This is a genomic window from Pseudomonas sp. R3-41 (assembly GCF_054161485.1).
The window spans coordinates 794,183-809,360 of the sequence record NZ_CP096421.1 but is presented as its reverse complement, the minus strand read 5'-3'; the positions used below and the strand labels follow the sequence as shown (position 1 = coordinate 809,360).

Genomic DNA, 15,178 nt, shown 5'->3' with positions numbered 1-15,178 from the left:
GCATTTTGCGGGTTTAGTGCGCAACCGTCATCCGCAATGTGCAGATCCTGGGTTTTGGCCGACTTCAAGGGCCTCTTCGCGAGCAAGCCCGCTCCCACAGGGGAATGCATTCCAAATGTGGGAGCGGGCTTGCTCGCGAAGGGGCACTGGCAGGCGATAGAGATACCCGACGGTACTTGCATCTTCCCCACCCCACCCGCCTAAACTGCCCACATGAATCTGCCCCTTGCAGCCAACCACGCCATGGCAGGCTTTCACCCCGCCGTTCGCGCCTGGTTCAGCCAGACCTTCCCGGCGGTCACGGCCGCCCAGGCCCAGGCGTGGCCGTTGATCGGCCAGCGTCGCTCGGTGCTGGTCGCGGCGCCCACCGGCTCGGGCAAGACCCTGACGGCGTTTCTCGCCGTGCTCGATGACCTGGTGCACCGTGGCCTGGAACAAGGCGGCCTGCCGGACCAGACCCTGGTGGTCTATGTCTCGCCGCTCAAGGCCCTGAGCAACGACATCCAGATCAACCTGCAGAACCCCCTGGCCGGCATCACTGAACAGCTGCAGAAAATGGGCTTGCCGCCCTTGCCGATCACCACCGCCGTGCGCACCGGCGACACGCCGCAAAAAGACCGCTCGGCGATGCGCAAGACCGCGCCGCACATCCTGGTGACCACGCCTGAATCCCTCTACGTGCTGCTCGGCTCCGACTCTGGCCGACAGATGCTCGCCAGCACCCGCACGGTCATCGTCGACGAAATCCACGCCATCGCCGCCAGCAAGCGCGGCAGCCACCTGGCCTTGAGCCTGGAGCGCCTGCAAGCCTTGTGCGCCGAACCGCTGATGCGCATCGGTTTGTCGGCCACGCAGAAACCCATCGAAGCGGTATCACGGTTTCTCGTCGGCGAAGGACGCGCCTGTGACATCGTCGACATCGGCCACGCCCGCCCCCGCGATTTGGACATCGAGGTGCCACCGGTGCCGCTGTCGGCGGTGATGGCCAACGACGTGTGGGAACTGGTCTACAACCGCCTCGCCGAACTGGCCCGGGAACATCGCACCACCCTGGTGTTCGTCAACACCCGGCGCCTGGCCGAACGCCTCAGCCGACACCTGAGCGAACGCCTGGGCAAGGACGCCGTGGCCGCTCACCACGGCAGCCTGGCGAAGGAGTTTCGCCTCGACGCCGAACAACGCCTGAAACGCGGTGAACTGCAGGTACTGATCGCCACCGCGTCCCTGGAGCTGGGCATTGATATCGGCGACGTCGACCTGGTCTGCCAGATTGCCTCACCCCGTTCGATCTCGGCGTTCCTGCAAAGGGTTGGACGCTCCGGCCACCAGGTCGGCGGCACGCCCAAGGGGCGCCTGTTCGCCACCACCCGCGACGACTTGATTGAGTGCGCCGCCCTGCTCGACTGCGTGCGCCGAGGCGAACTGGACATCCTGCACATCCCCAAGGCACCGCTGGACGTGCTGGCCCAGCAGATCGTCGCCGAAGTCAGTTGCCAGGAATGGTCGGAACAGGCGCTGCTGGAAGCCTTCCGCCGCGCCTCGCCTTACGCCGAGTTGGACGAAGGGCATTACCAGGCGCTGCTGCAAATGCTCGCCGAAGGCCTCAATGGCCGCCAGGGCGTGCGCAGCGCCTACCTGCACCGCGACGCCGTGACCCGGACCTTGCGCGGGCGCCGGGGCAGCAAGCTGACGGCGGTGACCAGCGGCGGCACCATTCCGGACAATGCCGACTACAGCGTGCTGCTCGAACCCCAGGGCTTGAACATCGGCAGCGTCAACGAAGACTTCGCGGTGGAGAGCATTGCCGGCGACGTATTCCAATTGGGCAATACCTCCTACCGCATCATTCGCGTCGAGACCGGCCGCGTGCGGGTCGAGGACGCCCAGGGCCAACCGCCGACCATCCCGTTCTGGCTCGGCGAGGCCCCGGGGCGCAGCGCCGAATTGTCTTTCGCCGTGGCACGCCTGCAAGCCCAGCTCGACTACCTGCTGGCCGCCACGCCGGGCCACCTGCAACCAGCCCTCGACTGGCTGACCAGCACCTTGCGCCTGAACCTCGCCAGCGCCGAACAATTGGTCGATTACCTGGCCCCGGCGCGCCTGGCCTTCGGCGCGCTGCCGTCCCAGGACACGTTGCTGATGGAGCGGTTTTTCGACGAGTCCGGCGGCACGCAACTGATCATCCACACACCCTTTGGCAGCCGCATCAACCGCGCCTGGGGTTTGGCCTTGCGCAAGCGTTTCTGTCGCACCTTCAACTTCGAATTGCAGGCCGCCGCCAGCGAGGACGCCATCGTGCTCTCGCTGTCCACCAGCCACAGCTTCGAACTGGACGAAGTCTGGCGTTACCTCAACAGCCACAGCGCCGAGCAGACCCTGGTCCAGGCAGTGCTGGATGCGCCGCTGTTCGGCGTGCGCTGGCGCTGGAACGCTGGCGTGGCCCTGGCGTTGCCGCGCTACACCGGCGGGCGCAAAGTCGCCCCGCAAATCCAGCGGATGAAAAGCGAAGACCTGATCGCCAGCGTGTTTCCAGACCAGATCGCCTGCCTGGAAAACCTCGCCGGCGAGCGGGAAATCCCCGACCACCCGCTGGTGGAGCAGACCCTCGACGATTGCCTGCACGAAGCCATGGACAGCGAAGGCTGGCTGGCATTGTTACGGCGCATGGAAGCGGGCGAGGTGCGCCTGATCAGCCGCGACCTGCCGGCGCCTTCGCCGCTGGCGGCGGAAATCCTCAGCGCCCGCCCCTACACCTTTCTCGACGACGCGCCACTGGAAGAACGGCGGACCCAGGCGGTGATCAACCGGCGCTGGAGCGATCCACAGGCCACCGACGACCTGGGCGCGCTGGACGCCGAGGCCATCCAATCGGTCCGGGATGAGGCCTGGCCGACGCCGGCCAATCTCGATGAGATGCATGAAGCCTTGATGAGCCTGGCCTGCATCGCCGACAGCGAAGTCGACGCCCACGTGCCGTGGCTGGATTGGTTGCAGGCATTGGCGGCGAGTGGGCGCGCCAGCCACCTGCAGATCAGCGCCGAGCGTGGTTTGTGGGTGCCGCTGGAACGCCTGACCTGCTTGCAAGCCATTTATCCACAGGCCCGGTGGCAACCGGCGCTTGCCCCATTGGCGGGTTTCGATGAGGCCTGGGACAGCGACGAAGCCCTGGTGGAAGTGCTCCGCGCCCGCCTCAGCGCCTTTGGCCCGTTGCCGTTGAAGGCCATCGCTTACCCGTTGGGGTTGTCGACTCCACAGGCCACCCAAGCCCTGGCGCAGCTTGAGCAGCAAGGCTACGTGCTGCGCGGGCGGTTCACCCCGGGCACCGGGCAGGAGGAATGGTGCGAGCGGCATCTGCTGGCGCGGATCCATCGCTACACGGTCAAGCGCCTGCGCCGGGAAATCGAGCCGGTGATGTTGCAGGACTTCATGCGGTTCCTGTTCGACTGGCAGCACCTGTCCTCGTCCACTCAGGGCCGGGGCAATGCCGTGCTGCCGTCGATCCTGAGCCAGTTCGAAGGCTACCCGGCCGCCGCGTCAGCCTGGGACAGCGACCTGTTGCCCGGGCGGATCAAGGATTATTCGCCCAGTTGGCTCGATGAACTGTGCCGCAGTGGCAAATGGGTATGGACGCGCCTGAGCGCGCGCCAGAAACCGTCTGCCACGGCCCTGCGCAGCACGCCGGTGGTGTTGCTGCCCCGCGGTCAGGTGGCGTTGTGGAGCAGCCTGGCCGGGCAAGTGCCCCTGGATGAGCTGTCGCCCAAGACGCAAAAAGTCCATCAGGCCCTCAGTGAACACGGCGCGCTGTTTTTCGATGAGCTGGTCCACGAAGCCCACCTGCTGCGCAGCGAACTGGAAATCGCCTTGCAGGAGCTGGTGGGCGCCGGGTTGGTGAATGCCGACAGCTTTGCCGGCTTGCGCGCCCTGATTACGCCGGCCAGCAAACGCCAGGCCCGTAGCAGCCGGCGCGGGCGCGGCGCGTTTGTCGGCGGCATGGACGACGCCGGACGCTGGGCCTTGTTGCGCCGCAGCCCACCCGCCCCCGTGGAGGGCAACCGCCCCGTGCCCACCGCACCAGAGACGTTAGAGCACATCGCCATGACTTTGCTGCGCCGTTACGGCGTGGTGTTCTGGCGCCTGCTGGAGCGCGAGGCCGACTGGCTGCCGAGCTGGCGAGAGCTGCTGCGCACCTTTCATCGCCTGGAGGCGCGGGGCGAGATTCGCGGCGGGCGTTTTGTCAGCGGCCTGGCGGGCGAGCAATTCGCCCTGCCCGAAGCCATCCCGCTGCTGCGCGAAACCCGCCGCCGTCCGACTGACGGCAGCCTGGTGGCGGTGTGCGGGGTCGATCCGCTGAACCTGGCCGGCACCTTGCTGCCGGGGGCAAAAGTGCCGGCGCTGGCAAGTAATCGGCTGGTTTACCGGGATGGGTTGCCGGTGGCGGCGCTGATTGCCGGCAAGCAGCAGCTTTGGGTGGAGTTGGATGTTCAAGGGATGGCTGAACTGAGGAACAAGCTCATTCAGAAAGGTTGAGGGTGCCTGGGCTGTCCCCTTCGCGAGCAAGCCCGCTCCCACATTGGACCTCCTGTGTACTCAGACTCTGTGTTCACTCTCGATCCAGTGTGGGAGCGGGCTTGCTCGCGAAGAGGCCATAAGCCCCATTACAACATTCAGCAGCTATTGAGGTTGATCAAGTGCTCCATCTCCCTCCTGCCGCCTATCCATCAACCGCTTCGGCATCACCACCTGCTGTGGATAAGTCTGCGCAAAATGCACCGCCGGGTGGTTATCCACAAGCTTTTTCAGCCGCTGGTTGAACGCCCGGCTCACCGCATACTGCCCACCCGACACGGTGCGGAACTGCGCCGTGAGTACCACGCCGTTGAGGTCCATCTTGTCCACGCCGAACACATCCAGCGGCCCTTGCAGGTTGAACTTGAGGAACGGGTCCTCGGCAATCGAACGCCCGGCTTCGCGAATCAACTCGATGGCCTCGTCCACGTCGGTGTCGTAGGTGAATTGCACGGAGAAGAACGCAAAGGCGAATTGCCGGGACTGGTTGGTCACGGCCTTGATCTGGCCGAACGGCACCGAATGCACGAACCCCTTGCCGTCGCGCAGGCGCAGGGTGCGGATGGTCAGGCCTTCGACGGTGCCGGCGTGGCCGGAGCTGAGCACCACCCAGTCGCCGATGGACAGCGTGTCTTCGATGATGATGAACAACCCGGTGATCACGTCCTGCACCAGTTGCTGGGACCCGAAACCGATCGCCAGCCCCACCACCCCGGCACCGGCCAGCAATGGTGCGACGTTGATGCCCAGGTTGGCCATGGTGGTGATAGCGCAAATCACCACCAGGATGATTTTCGCGGCGTTGCGCAACAGCGGCAGGATGGTCTTGACCCGGGTGCTGGGCTGGCGCGCGCCGCGCTTGTTCAACGGCGGCTTCAAGGCTTCCTGGATCGCCGTGTCGAGCACCACCCAGGTGAGCCAAGTCATCAGGACGATCAGGCCGATGCGGCTCAAGGAATCACTGATCGCCCGACCTATGGCATTGCGCGAGGCGAATTCGAACAGGGATATCCCCCAGATTCGTCCGAGAATTTCAATGAATGCCACCGCCATGACGATGCGTAGCAAGGCGTGCAGCAGACTCAGCAAACGGCCCTTGTAGGCGCTGTTGCGCTGGATGGCTTCGGCCTTGGGCGACTTGAAGACATGTTGGAACACGGTGCTGAGAAACACCGTGGCGATCAGCAGGATGGTGGTGAACAAGGCACAACGCAGGGCTTTCTGGTTGTCCTCGCCGACGCCGATCAGGCTCACCGCCGACACCAGCACCATCAGCAGGATCGGCCAGTACCAGAGCCCGGAGAAAATCCGCAGCGACTCCTGCAAGGCCGGCTGTTTCAAGCGCTGGGCCAGCGGGCGGTTGCGAATCAAGTGCGCCACTGGCCGGCGCATGTGAATCACCAGCCAGCCAAAGATCATCGACGCCGACAGCCCGGTGAACACCGCGACGCTGCTGGTGATGTTACCGCCCAGTTGCCGGGCGATCTGCGGGCTGGTCAGGGCATCGCTGAGGGCGGCGAGAAAGCCGATCAGAAACAACGGCCGCGGGCTGAAGCGCCGAATGATCGCCACCGCGCGACGCTTGTGCCCGGCGTTGAACATGACGATCACGCAGAGCAACACCGAGGTGGAGAAAATACCGCTGCTGGTGGCGTAGGCGAAGCACAGCGCCAGGGCACGACCGACCGAGACTTGCAGAAAGTGGCTGATATAGAGGGTCAGTGGCAGGCAGGCCACCGCCGGCAAGGTATAGGGCAGCAGGTAACCGAGCAGGTCGTGCACGCGCTGACGGGTACGCAACCAACGGCGCCGACCGAGACGCCGCACCAGCAATCGCGCGCCAGCCCATAACAGCGCAAACGTCCCCAGCCACACGCCGGAGAGCAAGAGGAAATCCCCCGCCACGCGCCAGGACGACCGGGACGTCTGGTCCACCAGCCGGTCCACCTCGTCCGCCGCCCGGTCCGCCCGCAGGCGCCAGGCATCCACCAGGCTCTGGTTGAGGTCGAGTTTGTCCTGGACGTCGTCGATGCTCGAACTGATGGCCCCCAACAACCCGCCCTGCACCAACGGCGCGGGCTCGGCGGGCGGTTCGTCGGGCTTGGCGGTGCCAGGGACAGCGGCGGTCCCGTAGGCGCTGGTGCCGGTCATTGCCAGCAGAAACAGCAGCAATACAGTGCTCAATCGAGACAAAACACGAGGCTCCTTTGCACGGGGCGGTAAGGAACTGATCAATATTGGGCCGGCAAGTTCGCCCGAAAGATCAATACAACCCCTGTGGCGAGGGAGCTTGCTCCCGCTGGGGCGCGTAGCGGCCCTGTTTTTTTGGGGGCTGCTGCGCAGCCCAACGGGAGCAAGCTCCCTCGCCACAGAATCCGCGTCCCCCCTCTTCCGTCGGTAAGACCATCGAAACTTTCCAGCTCGCGCGGCGGTCATCAAAAGACACAGGCGGTACGAGGTCATTGGCACGGGGAGGGATACATGACGGCGATCCACATTGGTATTTCCGGCTGGCGCTACACGCCTTGGCGGGGGGACTTCTACCCCAAGGGGCTGACCCAGAAACGGGAATTGCAATTCGCCTCGCGAGCGGTCAACAGTATCGAAATCAATGGATCGTTCTACGCCCTGCAACGCCCCGAACGGTATGCCCAGTGGTATGCCGAGACCCCACCCGGCTTCGTGTTCAGCGTCAAGGCCCCGCGTTTCATCACCCACATCAAGCGCCTTCGAGACATCCGCAAGCCTTTGGCCAACTTCTTCGCCTCCGGGGTGCTGGAGCTCAAGGAAAAGCTGGGGGCGATCCTCTGGCAGTTCCCGCCCAGCTTCAAATTCGACCCTGGGCTGTTCGAGGACTTTCTCAAGCAACTGCCCCACGACACCGAAGGCGCCGCCGCCCTGGCCCGAGAGCACGAGCCGCGCCTGGACGGCCACGCCAGCACCGAGACGGATAAGAAACGCCCACTGCGCCACGCCGTGGAGATCCGCCACGAAAGCTTTATCGACCCGCACTTCGTCACGTTGCTCAAGCGCTACGACGTGGCCCTGGTGGTCGCCGACACCGCCGGTAAATGGCCCTATCGCGAAGACGTCACCAGCGATTTCGTCTACCTGCGCCTGCACGGCGCCGAGGAGCTGTACGCCAGCGGCTACACCGACGAGGCGTTGAAGCGCTGGGGCGACCGGATCGAGGCCTGGAGCCACGGCAAGCAGCCGAGCGATGCGCACCTGATCGACCCGGACAAGAAACCCCGGGCACGCAAGAGCCGGGAAGTGTTCTGCTATTTCGACAACGACATCAAAGTCCGCGCGCCCTACGACGCACGTCATCTGCTGGAGCGCTTCCATCTGGACAAGGACCTCGCCACCGCGCCCGGCGAGCGTCCGGCCGAAGGGGTGCTGCCATGAACCGTCCAGAACACAGCGAAGCGACCCATGAGCCGACCCAACAACGGCCCCACGATCTCGACCCGGTCAGCCGTTTCACCGTGCTGACGGTCAATACCCACAAGGGTTTCACGGCCTTGAACCGGCGCTTCATCCTGCCGGAGCTGCGCGAAGCGGTGCGCAGTGTCTCCGCCGACGTGGTGTTCCTCCAGGAAGTTCACGGCACCCACGAGCACCATCCCCAGCGCTACAGCAACTGGCCGAGCATGCCGCAATACGAATTCCTCGCCGACACCCTCTGGCCGCAGTTCGCTTACGGACGCAATGCGGTATACCCGGCGGGCGACCACGGTAATGCGCTGCTGTCGAAATTCCAGATCATTCGCCACGAGAATCTCGACGTGTCCATCAGCGGCCACGAAAGCCGCGGCATGCTCCACAGCGTGTTGCGCCTGCCAGGCGGCGAAGGGCAGGAGGTGCATGCCATTTGCGTGCACCTGGGGTTGCGCGAAGGCCATCGCGTCGAGCAATTGAAACTGCTTTGCCAGCGCCTGAGCGAATTGCCGTCCGACGCGCCGGTGATTGTCGCCGGCGACTTCAACGACTGGCGCGGCAAGGCCAACGACCTGCTCCAACCCTGTGGCCTGCGAGAGGTGTTCGCCGAACAGTGGGGCAAACCGGCCCGCAGCTTTCCGGCACGCCTGCCGATCCTGCGCCTGGACCGCATCTATGTGCGCAACCTCAAGGCCCATCACGCCAAGGTATTGAATGTACGCCCCTGGTCGCACCTTTCCGACCACGCACCGCTGTCGGTGGAGATCGAATTATGAGCGCGACGATGAACAAGGCGACGATGGAAAAGATCGAGGTGCCGCCGACCGAACGCAACCCGGCGCTGGCCGACATCGAATACGGCTGGCACGGCAACAACCGCGTCATCCTGCTGGAAAATGGCGAGGAATATTTCCCACGGGTGTTCGAGGCGATTCGCCGTGCCCAGGAAGAAATCCTCCTTGAGACCTTCATTCTCTTCGAGGACAAGGTCGGCTGTGAACTGCGGGATCTGCTGGTGGATGCGGCCCGACGCGGCGTGCGGATCACCGTCAACCTCGACGGCTTCGGCTGCGGTGAGCTGACCACCGAGTTCCTGGCGTCGTTGAGCGACGCCGGGGTGCGCTTGCAGATGTTCGACCCGGCGCCCCGGCACTTGGGGATCCGCACCAACTGGTTCCGCCGCCTGCACCGCAAGATCGTGGTGGTGGACGGGGTGATTGCGTTCATCGGCGGGATCAACTTTTCCGCCGACCACCTGGGGGATTTCGGCCCCGAGGCCAAGCAGGATTATTCCGTGGAGGTCAAAGGCCCGGCGGTGGTGGATATCCATCACTTCGCGCTGTTGCAGAGCGGCCGGCCCGCCCGGGCCAAATATTGGTGGCAACGCCGCCGCAGCCGGCGCAACGAGCTGGCGTTCAGCGACCATGACGGCCAGGTGCGCCTGGTCTACCGGGACAACCACGAGCATCAGACCGACATCGAAGAGGTCTACCAACAAGTGCTGCGCAGCGCCAAACGGCGGGTGGTGATCGCCAATGCCTATTTCTTCCCCGGCTACCGGTTGCTGCGCGAGATCCGCAATGCCGCCCGGCGCGGGGTGGAGGTGCGGCTGATCCTGCAAGGGCAGCCGGACATGATGATCGCCAAGCTCGCGGCGCGGATGCTTTACGACTATCTGCTCAAGGCTGGCGTGACAATTTACGAATATTGCGAGCGGCCGCTGCACGGCAAAGTCGCCCTGGTGGATGAGGACTGGAGCACCGTCGGCTCGAGCAACCTCGACCCGTTGAGCCTGTCGCTGAACCTGGAAGCCAACGTGCTGATCCGCGACCGGGCGTTCAACCGCGAGCTGTTCGAGCGCCTCGATCACCTGAGCCGCGAACACTGCACCGCCATGCCCGAAAACCATGCGCCCCGGGGCCTGCTGTGGCGCATGACCATCGGTTTCATGGTGTTCCACTTTCTGCGTCATTTCCCGGCCTGGGCCGGCTGGTTGCCGGCTCACAAACCGCGTCTGAAACCTTTTTCGCCGCCAACGGCGGTCCGGAGCGAACCCCATGAACCACTCTGAAGCGCACACCGTGCCGAGGGATGCCCATGCGCCGGAACAGGCCAAGCCCAAATCCCGCTGGAGTCGCTGGAAACGCCCGCTGACCCTGGCGTTCTTCCTGCTGCTGATCGTGCTGTTCACGGCCTTGGCCCGGCGCATCGACTGGTCCGAAGTGTTTGCCACCCTGGCCGATTTCAAGGTACGCACCTTGATCATCGCCGCCGCGCTGACCATCACCAGTTTCATCACCTATGCCTGCTTCGACCTGATCGGCCGCACCTACATCCGCCAGAAACTCGGTTGGCGGCAGATCCTGCCGGTGGGAGTGATCAGCTACGCCTTCAACCTCAACCTCAGCGCCTGGGTCGGCGGCATCGCCATGCGTTACCGGCTGTATTCGCGACTGGGGGTCAGTAGCGGGAACATCGCCAAGATCCTCGGCCTGAGCCTGGCCACCAACTGGTTCGGCTACATGACCCTGGCCGGGGTGGTGTTCAGCAGCGGCCTGGTGACAATGCCGCCGGGCTGGAAACTCAGCAGCACTGCACTGCAAGGCGTGGGCGTGCTGTTATTGCTGGCAAGTGCCGGGTACCTGGCGGCCTGTCGGTTTTCCAAGCGTCGGGCCTGGACCGTGCGCGGCATGGAAATCAACCTGCCGTCGCCACGCATGGCGGTGCTGCAATTGGCCTTGGGCGCGCTGAACTGGTCGCTGATGGCAGCGGTGATCTTCACGTTGCTGCCCAGCAAACTGGATTACCCGGTGGTACTCGGGGTGTTACTGATCAGCAGCATTGCCGGGGTCATCACTCATATTCCGGCGGGGCTCGGGGTGTTGGAGGCGGTGTTCGTCGCGCTGTTGCAACACGAGGTGTCGCGGGGCAGCCTGCTGGCGGGGCTGATTGCCTACCGGGCGATCTACTTCATCTTGCCGTTGCTGATTACCGTGGTGATGTATTTGGTGATCGAGGCGAAGGCCAAGGCGTTGCGGGTCAAGCCGGGGCTCAAGTGATGGGTCGCCTGAATTATGAGTTGCTTGTGCGGGCCCCTTCGCGAGCAAGCCCGCTCCCACAGGGATTTGTGCCGGGTACAAATTTTTTGTTTCTCGTAGATCCAGCGTGGGAGCGGGCTTGCTCGCGAAGAGGCCCACACAGACGATACAAACCCCCCGATCACCGCGCCTGAATAATGCTCAACCGCTCTCCCACCACCATTTCCGTGATCCAGTCCACCAGGATCGAGGTGTAAGCCTGTTGTGACACGGGGTCGCTCAAGGCATGGTCGGCGCCGTCGATGATCCGGTGCGTCAATGAATGGGTCTGCTGGCACGCCGCCCGATAACTCATGATCGTGGCATGGGGCACGTAGGTATCGGTCTCGGATTCCACCAGCAACACATCACCGGTGAACTGCGAACACGCCTGCAAGGCGCGATTGGTGCTGGCGTGCACCAGGGTGCTGCGGTAATCCAGCAGGTCGGTCTTGTCCAGGTCGCGCTTGGGGGTGTGCCATTGCTCGTCGCGGTACAGCGCCGGCACCCGCAGGGCCAGCCAGCGCACCGGACGCAGCGACGTCAGGATCGAGGCCAGGTAACCGCCATAACTGGTGCCCACCACGGCAATCGCCGAAGTGTCCAAGGCCGGATGGGCGAGCAAGCGGTCGTATGCCGCCAACAGATCCCGCAGGTTGTCCTCGCGAGTGACCCGGGACAAGGGAATCCCCGCCCCGCCGGTGTGCCCGCGCAAGTCGAAGGTCAGGCACACGCAACCGAGGCCGGCGATGCCTTTGGCCCGTTCCAGGTCCCGTTCCTGGCTGCCGCCCCAACCGTGTACAAACAACACGCCAGGGACCTTCGACTTGGGGCTGAGGAAGGTCCCGTTCATATGCTCGTCATCAATTGCAATCTGGATCGTTTCGCTTCTAGCCGTCATAGGATTGAACCGTTACGTATTTGAGTAGGAAATCACCGTTTTCCGCCGCGCCGCGATACACCTCCCTGGCACCGGTCGGCAGCGGTTGGTCGCGGTAGGTCTCCACCGAGGACACCCGCACCGTGCTGGTTTCAGGCGTTTCGACGAACACCTGCAAGGCCGCCAGCTCGGCGCTGCTGGCCCCGCCCATGCGCCAGGATTGTTCCAGCACACCGCCACGGGGCTGGCCGGCGGCATCCAGGCCTTGGGCGATGTCGTAGTTGCGCCGCGACGCGAAAAAGCTCGGGTAGGCCTGGTTTGCGGCGTCATCGAACACTTGTGCCAGGCGCACCGCCTCGCGCACATCGTCGGGCAGTTCGAGCCTGAGCAACTCTATATAGCCGCCCTGCACCACCAGCAGGTCCGACCCGCCATAAACCTCCAGCCCTTGGCTGTCGTGGGTCAGGTGCTGCACGCCGCAATAGCTCATGACCTTGCCGTTGATGAAGCTCTGGCCGACGCTCTGGGTCTTGACCTCGTTGAGGTGCTGTTCCAGCACCACCCCTTCGCGAAACAGCGCCTGGGCGTCAGGATCGGCGACGATTTCATCGAACTGCGCCAGGCTCTTGATCAGCCGTTGGCCACGCCCGGCACAGGCGTGGATCGGCTTGAGGCGGATCGGCCCGGTGTAGAGCAAATGTTCGGCGGCCGGACGCGCATCCTTGAGGGAAAAGACGGTCACACCATCAAGCACCGCGCCGCGGGTGAGCTTGGCAAACAGGGGCGACCAGCCTTTGGGCGCCACGGCGTCCTTATTCAACAGACCGTGGGTAATCGCCTTGGTGCAGATAAAATCGTGCTCGACGTACCCTCCCCACACATCCTCCGGCCCCTTGATCCCCAGGCGCATCAAGGCTTCAGGGCCGATCAGGGTTTGTGTGGGCAACAGATATAGATCATGACCGGCCTGGGAATCATGACGGTCGCCGCATTCCCATCCCAGGATCTGTGCCAGCCACTGGGCCAGTGCACGGTTGGTCTCGACTTCATGACGCGGCGCTTGTGGATTGACCGAATAGGCCACGACCCGTTTGTTGCGATTGACTGATGTCATGCGGTGCCCTTTTTCCTGCGCTCGATGGCTTGAGAAAAGGGAAGGTGCAGAGATCAGGCCAACGGTGACATGAGCGATGAGTGTCAGCCAAGCGGGCGCATTGTGCGCAATTGATAGCACCTGGCCTGTTTCATTCTGCACGACCCATGGCAGGCATCACGCAAATTGCACGATGCCAGCCTGCAGCCACAGCCTCCAACCTGTGGCGAGGGAGCTTGCTCCCGCTGGGCTGCGCAGCAGCCCCAATATATCAACTGACACACCGCGGTGAGTTCCTTTGGGGGGGCGCTTCGCACCCCAGCGGGAGCAAGCTCCCTCGCCACAAAGGGTTCAGTGTCAGCCCTTGGGAGCGTTCGGCGGATTTACCCCAAACTGCGCCCGGTAATCGCTCGGCGCCAATCCAGTGATTTTCCTGAACGTCGCACGAAAGGCGCTGGGGTCCTGGTAGCCGACGGTCCAAGCGATGTGGTCGATGGTGCCGTTGGTGAACTCCAGCATTTCCCGGGCCTTGCCGACCCGCAGGTGCTGGCAGTATTCGGTGGGCTTGAGCCCGGTGGCGGCACGGAAGCGGCGCAGGAAGGTGCGCTCTTCCAGCCCGGCCCGTTCGGCCATCGCCCCGAGGGAAACCTCCACCGCGCCGTTGCCTTGCAACCAATGCTGGACCTTGAGAATCGCCCCGTCGCCATGGCCAAGGATGGGCGCGAAGTTACTGCCGCACTGGCTCGCGCTGTCGCTGTGTTCGATCACCAGGAACTGTGCCGTGCGCGTAGCGATGCTGGGCCCGAGCAGGCGGTCCACCAGGCGCAGCCCCAGTTCCGACCAGGCCATCAGCCCGGCGGTGGTGATCAGATCGCCGTCGTCGACGATGGGTTTGTCGGCGTTGAGCTTGATCTTCGGGTAACGGGCAGCGAAATTCTTGGCCGATGTCCAATGAGTGGTGGCGCTGCGCCCGTCGAGCAAGCCGCTCTCGGCCAACAGGATCGAGCCGACACACACACCGCCGAGCACGGTGCCACCCGCATGTTGTGCACGCAGCCAATCCATCAGCGCCGGCGTCGCCACGCCTTCATCGAAACCGGCGATGGATGGCGGGATCAGCAACGCAACCAACGGGCCCACCGGACCGGTTTCGCTGTCGAAGACCCGCCGCGGCGCCTCGCCATTGTCGGTCTGCCAGTGACTGACCCGCAGCCGTGGCAATGGTGCACTGGCCTGCTCGGCCGCGATCCGCTGGGCCACGGCGAACAGGTCGGTCAAGCCATGCACCGCCGCCATTTGCGCGCCGGGGTAGATGAGCACCCCAAGCTCGGCAACTGCCCTTTGCTGCGTCATTGTCAGTTTTCCCTCGCTTATTGTCGTTGCGGCCAATCCTCGACCCGGTGGTAAACGCCAATACTGGCGCCCTACCCAACCTGATCGAGGAAGCCCTCATGTCCAAGCAAGCGCTCATCGTAGTCGATATCCAGAACGACTACTTCCCCCAGGGAAAATGGCCACTGGTCGGTGCCGACGCCGCCGCCGATAACGCCGCGCGGCTGATCGAAGCCTTTCGCCAGGCCGGAAACAGCGTGGTGCACATCCGCCACGAATTCACTTCCGACGACGCGCCCTTCTTCACCCCAGGCTCCGAAGGCGCACAGTTGCACCCCAAGGTGCTCAACCATGCCGACGAACCGGTGGTCCTCAAGCACTTCGTCAATTCGTTTCGCGAAACCGAACTGCAAGCCCTCCTTGAACAACACGGCGTCGAGCAACTGGTGGTGGTCGGCAGCATGAGCCACATGTGCGTCGATGGCATCGTGCGGGCGGCGGCGGACCTGGGTTACGGCGTCACGGTGATCCATGATGCCTGCGCGACCCTTGATCTGGAATTCAACGGCGTTGTGGTCCCGGCCGCCCACGTGCACGCGGCGTTTATGTCGGCGCTGGGGTTTGCTTATGCGAGTGTGGTGAGTACCGAGCAATTCCTGAGCGACAGCCAGGCGTAGGCGCAGCCATAAACAGCAAGCGAAAATGACTAGGCGTGTGCGAGTCGTTACGACGAGAATGGCCGGGTATTTTCCCAAGAGCCAGCCGCATGAAACGCAGACGCCCGCCGCG

General features: G+C 64.0%; 10 protein-coding genes. 6 read left to right on the top strand and 4 right to left on the bottom strand.

From position 1 onward, the window contains the following. Window positions 1-213 precede the first annotated feature (213 nt). Entirely contained in the window at window positions 214-4,527 is a 4,314-nt protein-coding gene (locus M1D99_RS03665) for a DEAD/DEAH box helicase (RefSeq protein WP_458131381.1), read from the top strand. Window positions 4,528-4,671: 144 nt separating this feature from the next. On the opposite strand, the gene M1D99_RS03660 is transcribed toward M1D99_RS03665, so the two are convergent. After that, a complete protein-coding gene (locus M1D99_RS03660; RefSeq protein WP_458131380.1) occupies window positions 4,672-6,759 on the bottom strand; it encodes a mechanosensitive ion channel family protein in 2,088 nt (695 codons plus the stop codon). A 288-nt stretch (window positions 6,760-7,047) separates the two neighbouring features. Here M1D99_RS03660 and M1D99_RS03655 point away from each other — a divergent pair, with 288 nt between their 5' ends. The 4 genes from M1D99_RS03655 to M1D99_RS03640 are packed head-to-tail and all read left to right on the top strand — an operon-like array spanning window position 7,048 to window position 11,066. Further along, a complete protein-coding gene (locus tag M1D99_RS03655) occupies window positions 7,048-7,974 on the top strand; it encodes a DUF72 domain-containing protein (protein WP_434574034.1) in 927 nt (308 codons plus the stop codon). Beyond that, window positions 7,971-8,783, top strand: a complete 813-nt coding sequence (locus M1D99_RS03650; protein WP_434574032.1) for an endonuclease/exonuclease/phosphatase family protein — start codon at window positions 7,971-7,973, stop codon at window positions 8,781-8,783. The genes M1D99_RS03655 and M1D99_RS03650 overlap by 4 nt, the downstream gene beginning before the upstream one ends. Continuing rightward, window positions 8,780-10,078, top strand: a complete 1,299-nt coding sequence (gene clsB / locus M1D99_RS03645; protein WP_458131379.1) for a cardiolipin synthase ClsB — start codon at window positions 8,780-8,782, stop codon at window positions 10,076-10,078. Before M1D99_RS03650 ends, clsB begins: the two co-directional genes overlap by 4 nt. Continuing rightward, on the top strand, window positions 10,065-11,066 hold the full coding sequence (locus tag M1D99_RS03640; RefSeq protein WP_458131378.1) for a lysylphosphatidylglycerol synthase domain-containing protein: 1,002 nt from the start codon (window positions 10,065-10,067) through the stop codon (window positions 11,064-11,066). Before clsB ends, M1D99_RS03640 begins: the two co-directional genes overlap by 14 nt. Window positions 11,067-11,226: 160 nt before the next feature. Here M1D99_RS03640 and M1D99_RS03635 read toward each other — a convergent pair whose 3' ends face one another. From M1D99_RS03635 to M1D99_RS03625, 3 genes are all read right to left on the bottom strand, one after another. Continuing rightward, window positions 11,227-11,985: an alpha/beta hydrolase family protein gene (locus M1D99_RS03635; RefSeq protein ID WP_250962630.1), complete on the bottom strand. Its 759-nt coding sequence runs from the start codon at window positions 11,983-11,985 to the stop codon at window positions 11,227-11,229. Continuing rightward, window positions 11,975-13,078, bottom strand: a complete 1,104-nt coding sequence (locus M1D99_RS03630; RefSeq protein ID WP_458131377.1) for a DUF3182 family protein — start codon at window positions 13,076-13,078, stop codon at window positions 11,975-11,977. Before M1D99_RS03630 ends, M1D99_RS03635 begins: the two co-directional genes overlap by 11 nt. Window positions 13,079-13,414: 336 nt before the next feature. Continuing rightward, window positions 13,415-14,410: a GlxA family transcriptional regulator gene (locus M1D99_RS03625; protein WP_458131376.1), complete on the bottom strand. Its 996-nt coding sequence runs from the start codon at window positions 14,408-14,410 to the stop codon at window positions 13,415-13,417. A gap of 98 nt (window positions 14,411-14,508) precedes the next feature. On the opposite strand from M1D99_RS03625, the gene M1D99_RS03620 reads away from it, so the two are divergent. Then, window positions 14,509-15,066, top strand: a complete 558-nt coding sequence (locus M1D99_RS03620) for a cysteine hydrolase family protein (protein ID WP_434574023.1) — start codon at window positions 14,509-14,511, stop codon at window positions 15,064-15,066. Window positions 15,067-15,178 lie beyond the last annotated feature (112 nt).

Coding starts and splice junctions, on each gene's coding strand:
- M1D99_RS03620 (WP_434574023.1), top strand. CDS start 14,509: ATGTCCAAGCAAGCGCTCATCGTAGTCGATATCCAGAACGACTACTTC.
- M1D99_RS03655 (WP_434574034.1), top strand. CDS start 7,048: ATGACGGCGATCCACATTGGTATTTCCGGCTGGCGCTACACGCCTTGG.
- clsB (WP_458131379.1), top strand. CDS start 8,780: ATGAGCGCGACGATGAACAAGGCGACGATGGAAAAGATCGAGGTGCCG.
- M1D99_RS03630 (WP_458131377.1), bottom strand. CDS start 13,078: ATGACATCAGTCAATCGCAACAAACGGGTCGTGGCCTATTCGGTCAAT.
- M1D99_RS03625 (WP_458131376.1), bottom strand. CDS start 14,410: ATGACGCAGCAAAGGGCAGTTGCCGAGCTTGGGGTGCTCATCTACCCC.
- M1D99_RS03640 (WP_458131378.1), top strand. CDS start 10,065: ATGAACCACTCTGAAGCGCACACCGTGCCGAGGGATGCCCATGCGCCG.
- M1D99_RS03635 (WP_250962630.1), bottom strand. CDS start 11,985: ATGACGGCTAGAAGCGAAACGATCCAGATTGCAATTGATGACGAGCAT.
- M1D99_RS03650 (WP_434574032.1), top strand. CDS start 7,971: ATGAACCGTCCAGAACACAGCGAAGCGACCCATGAGCCGACCCAACAA.
- M1D99_RS03665 (WP_458131381.1), top strand. CDS start 214: ATGAATCTGCCCCTTGCAGCCAACCACGCCATGGCAGGCTTTCACCCC.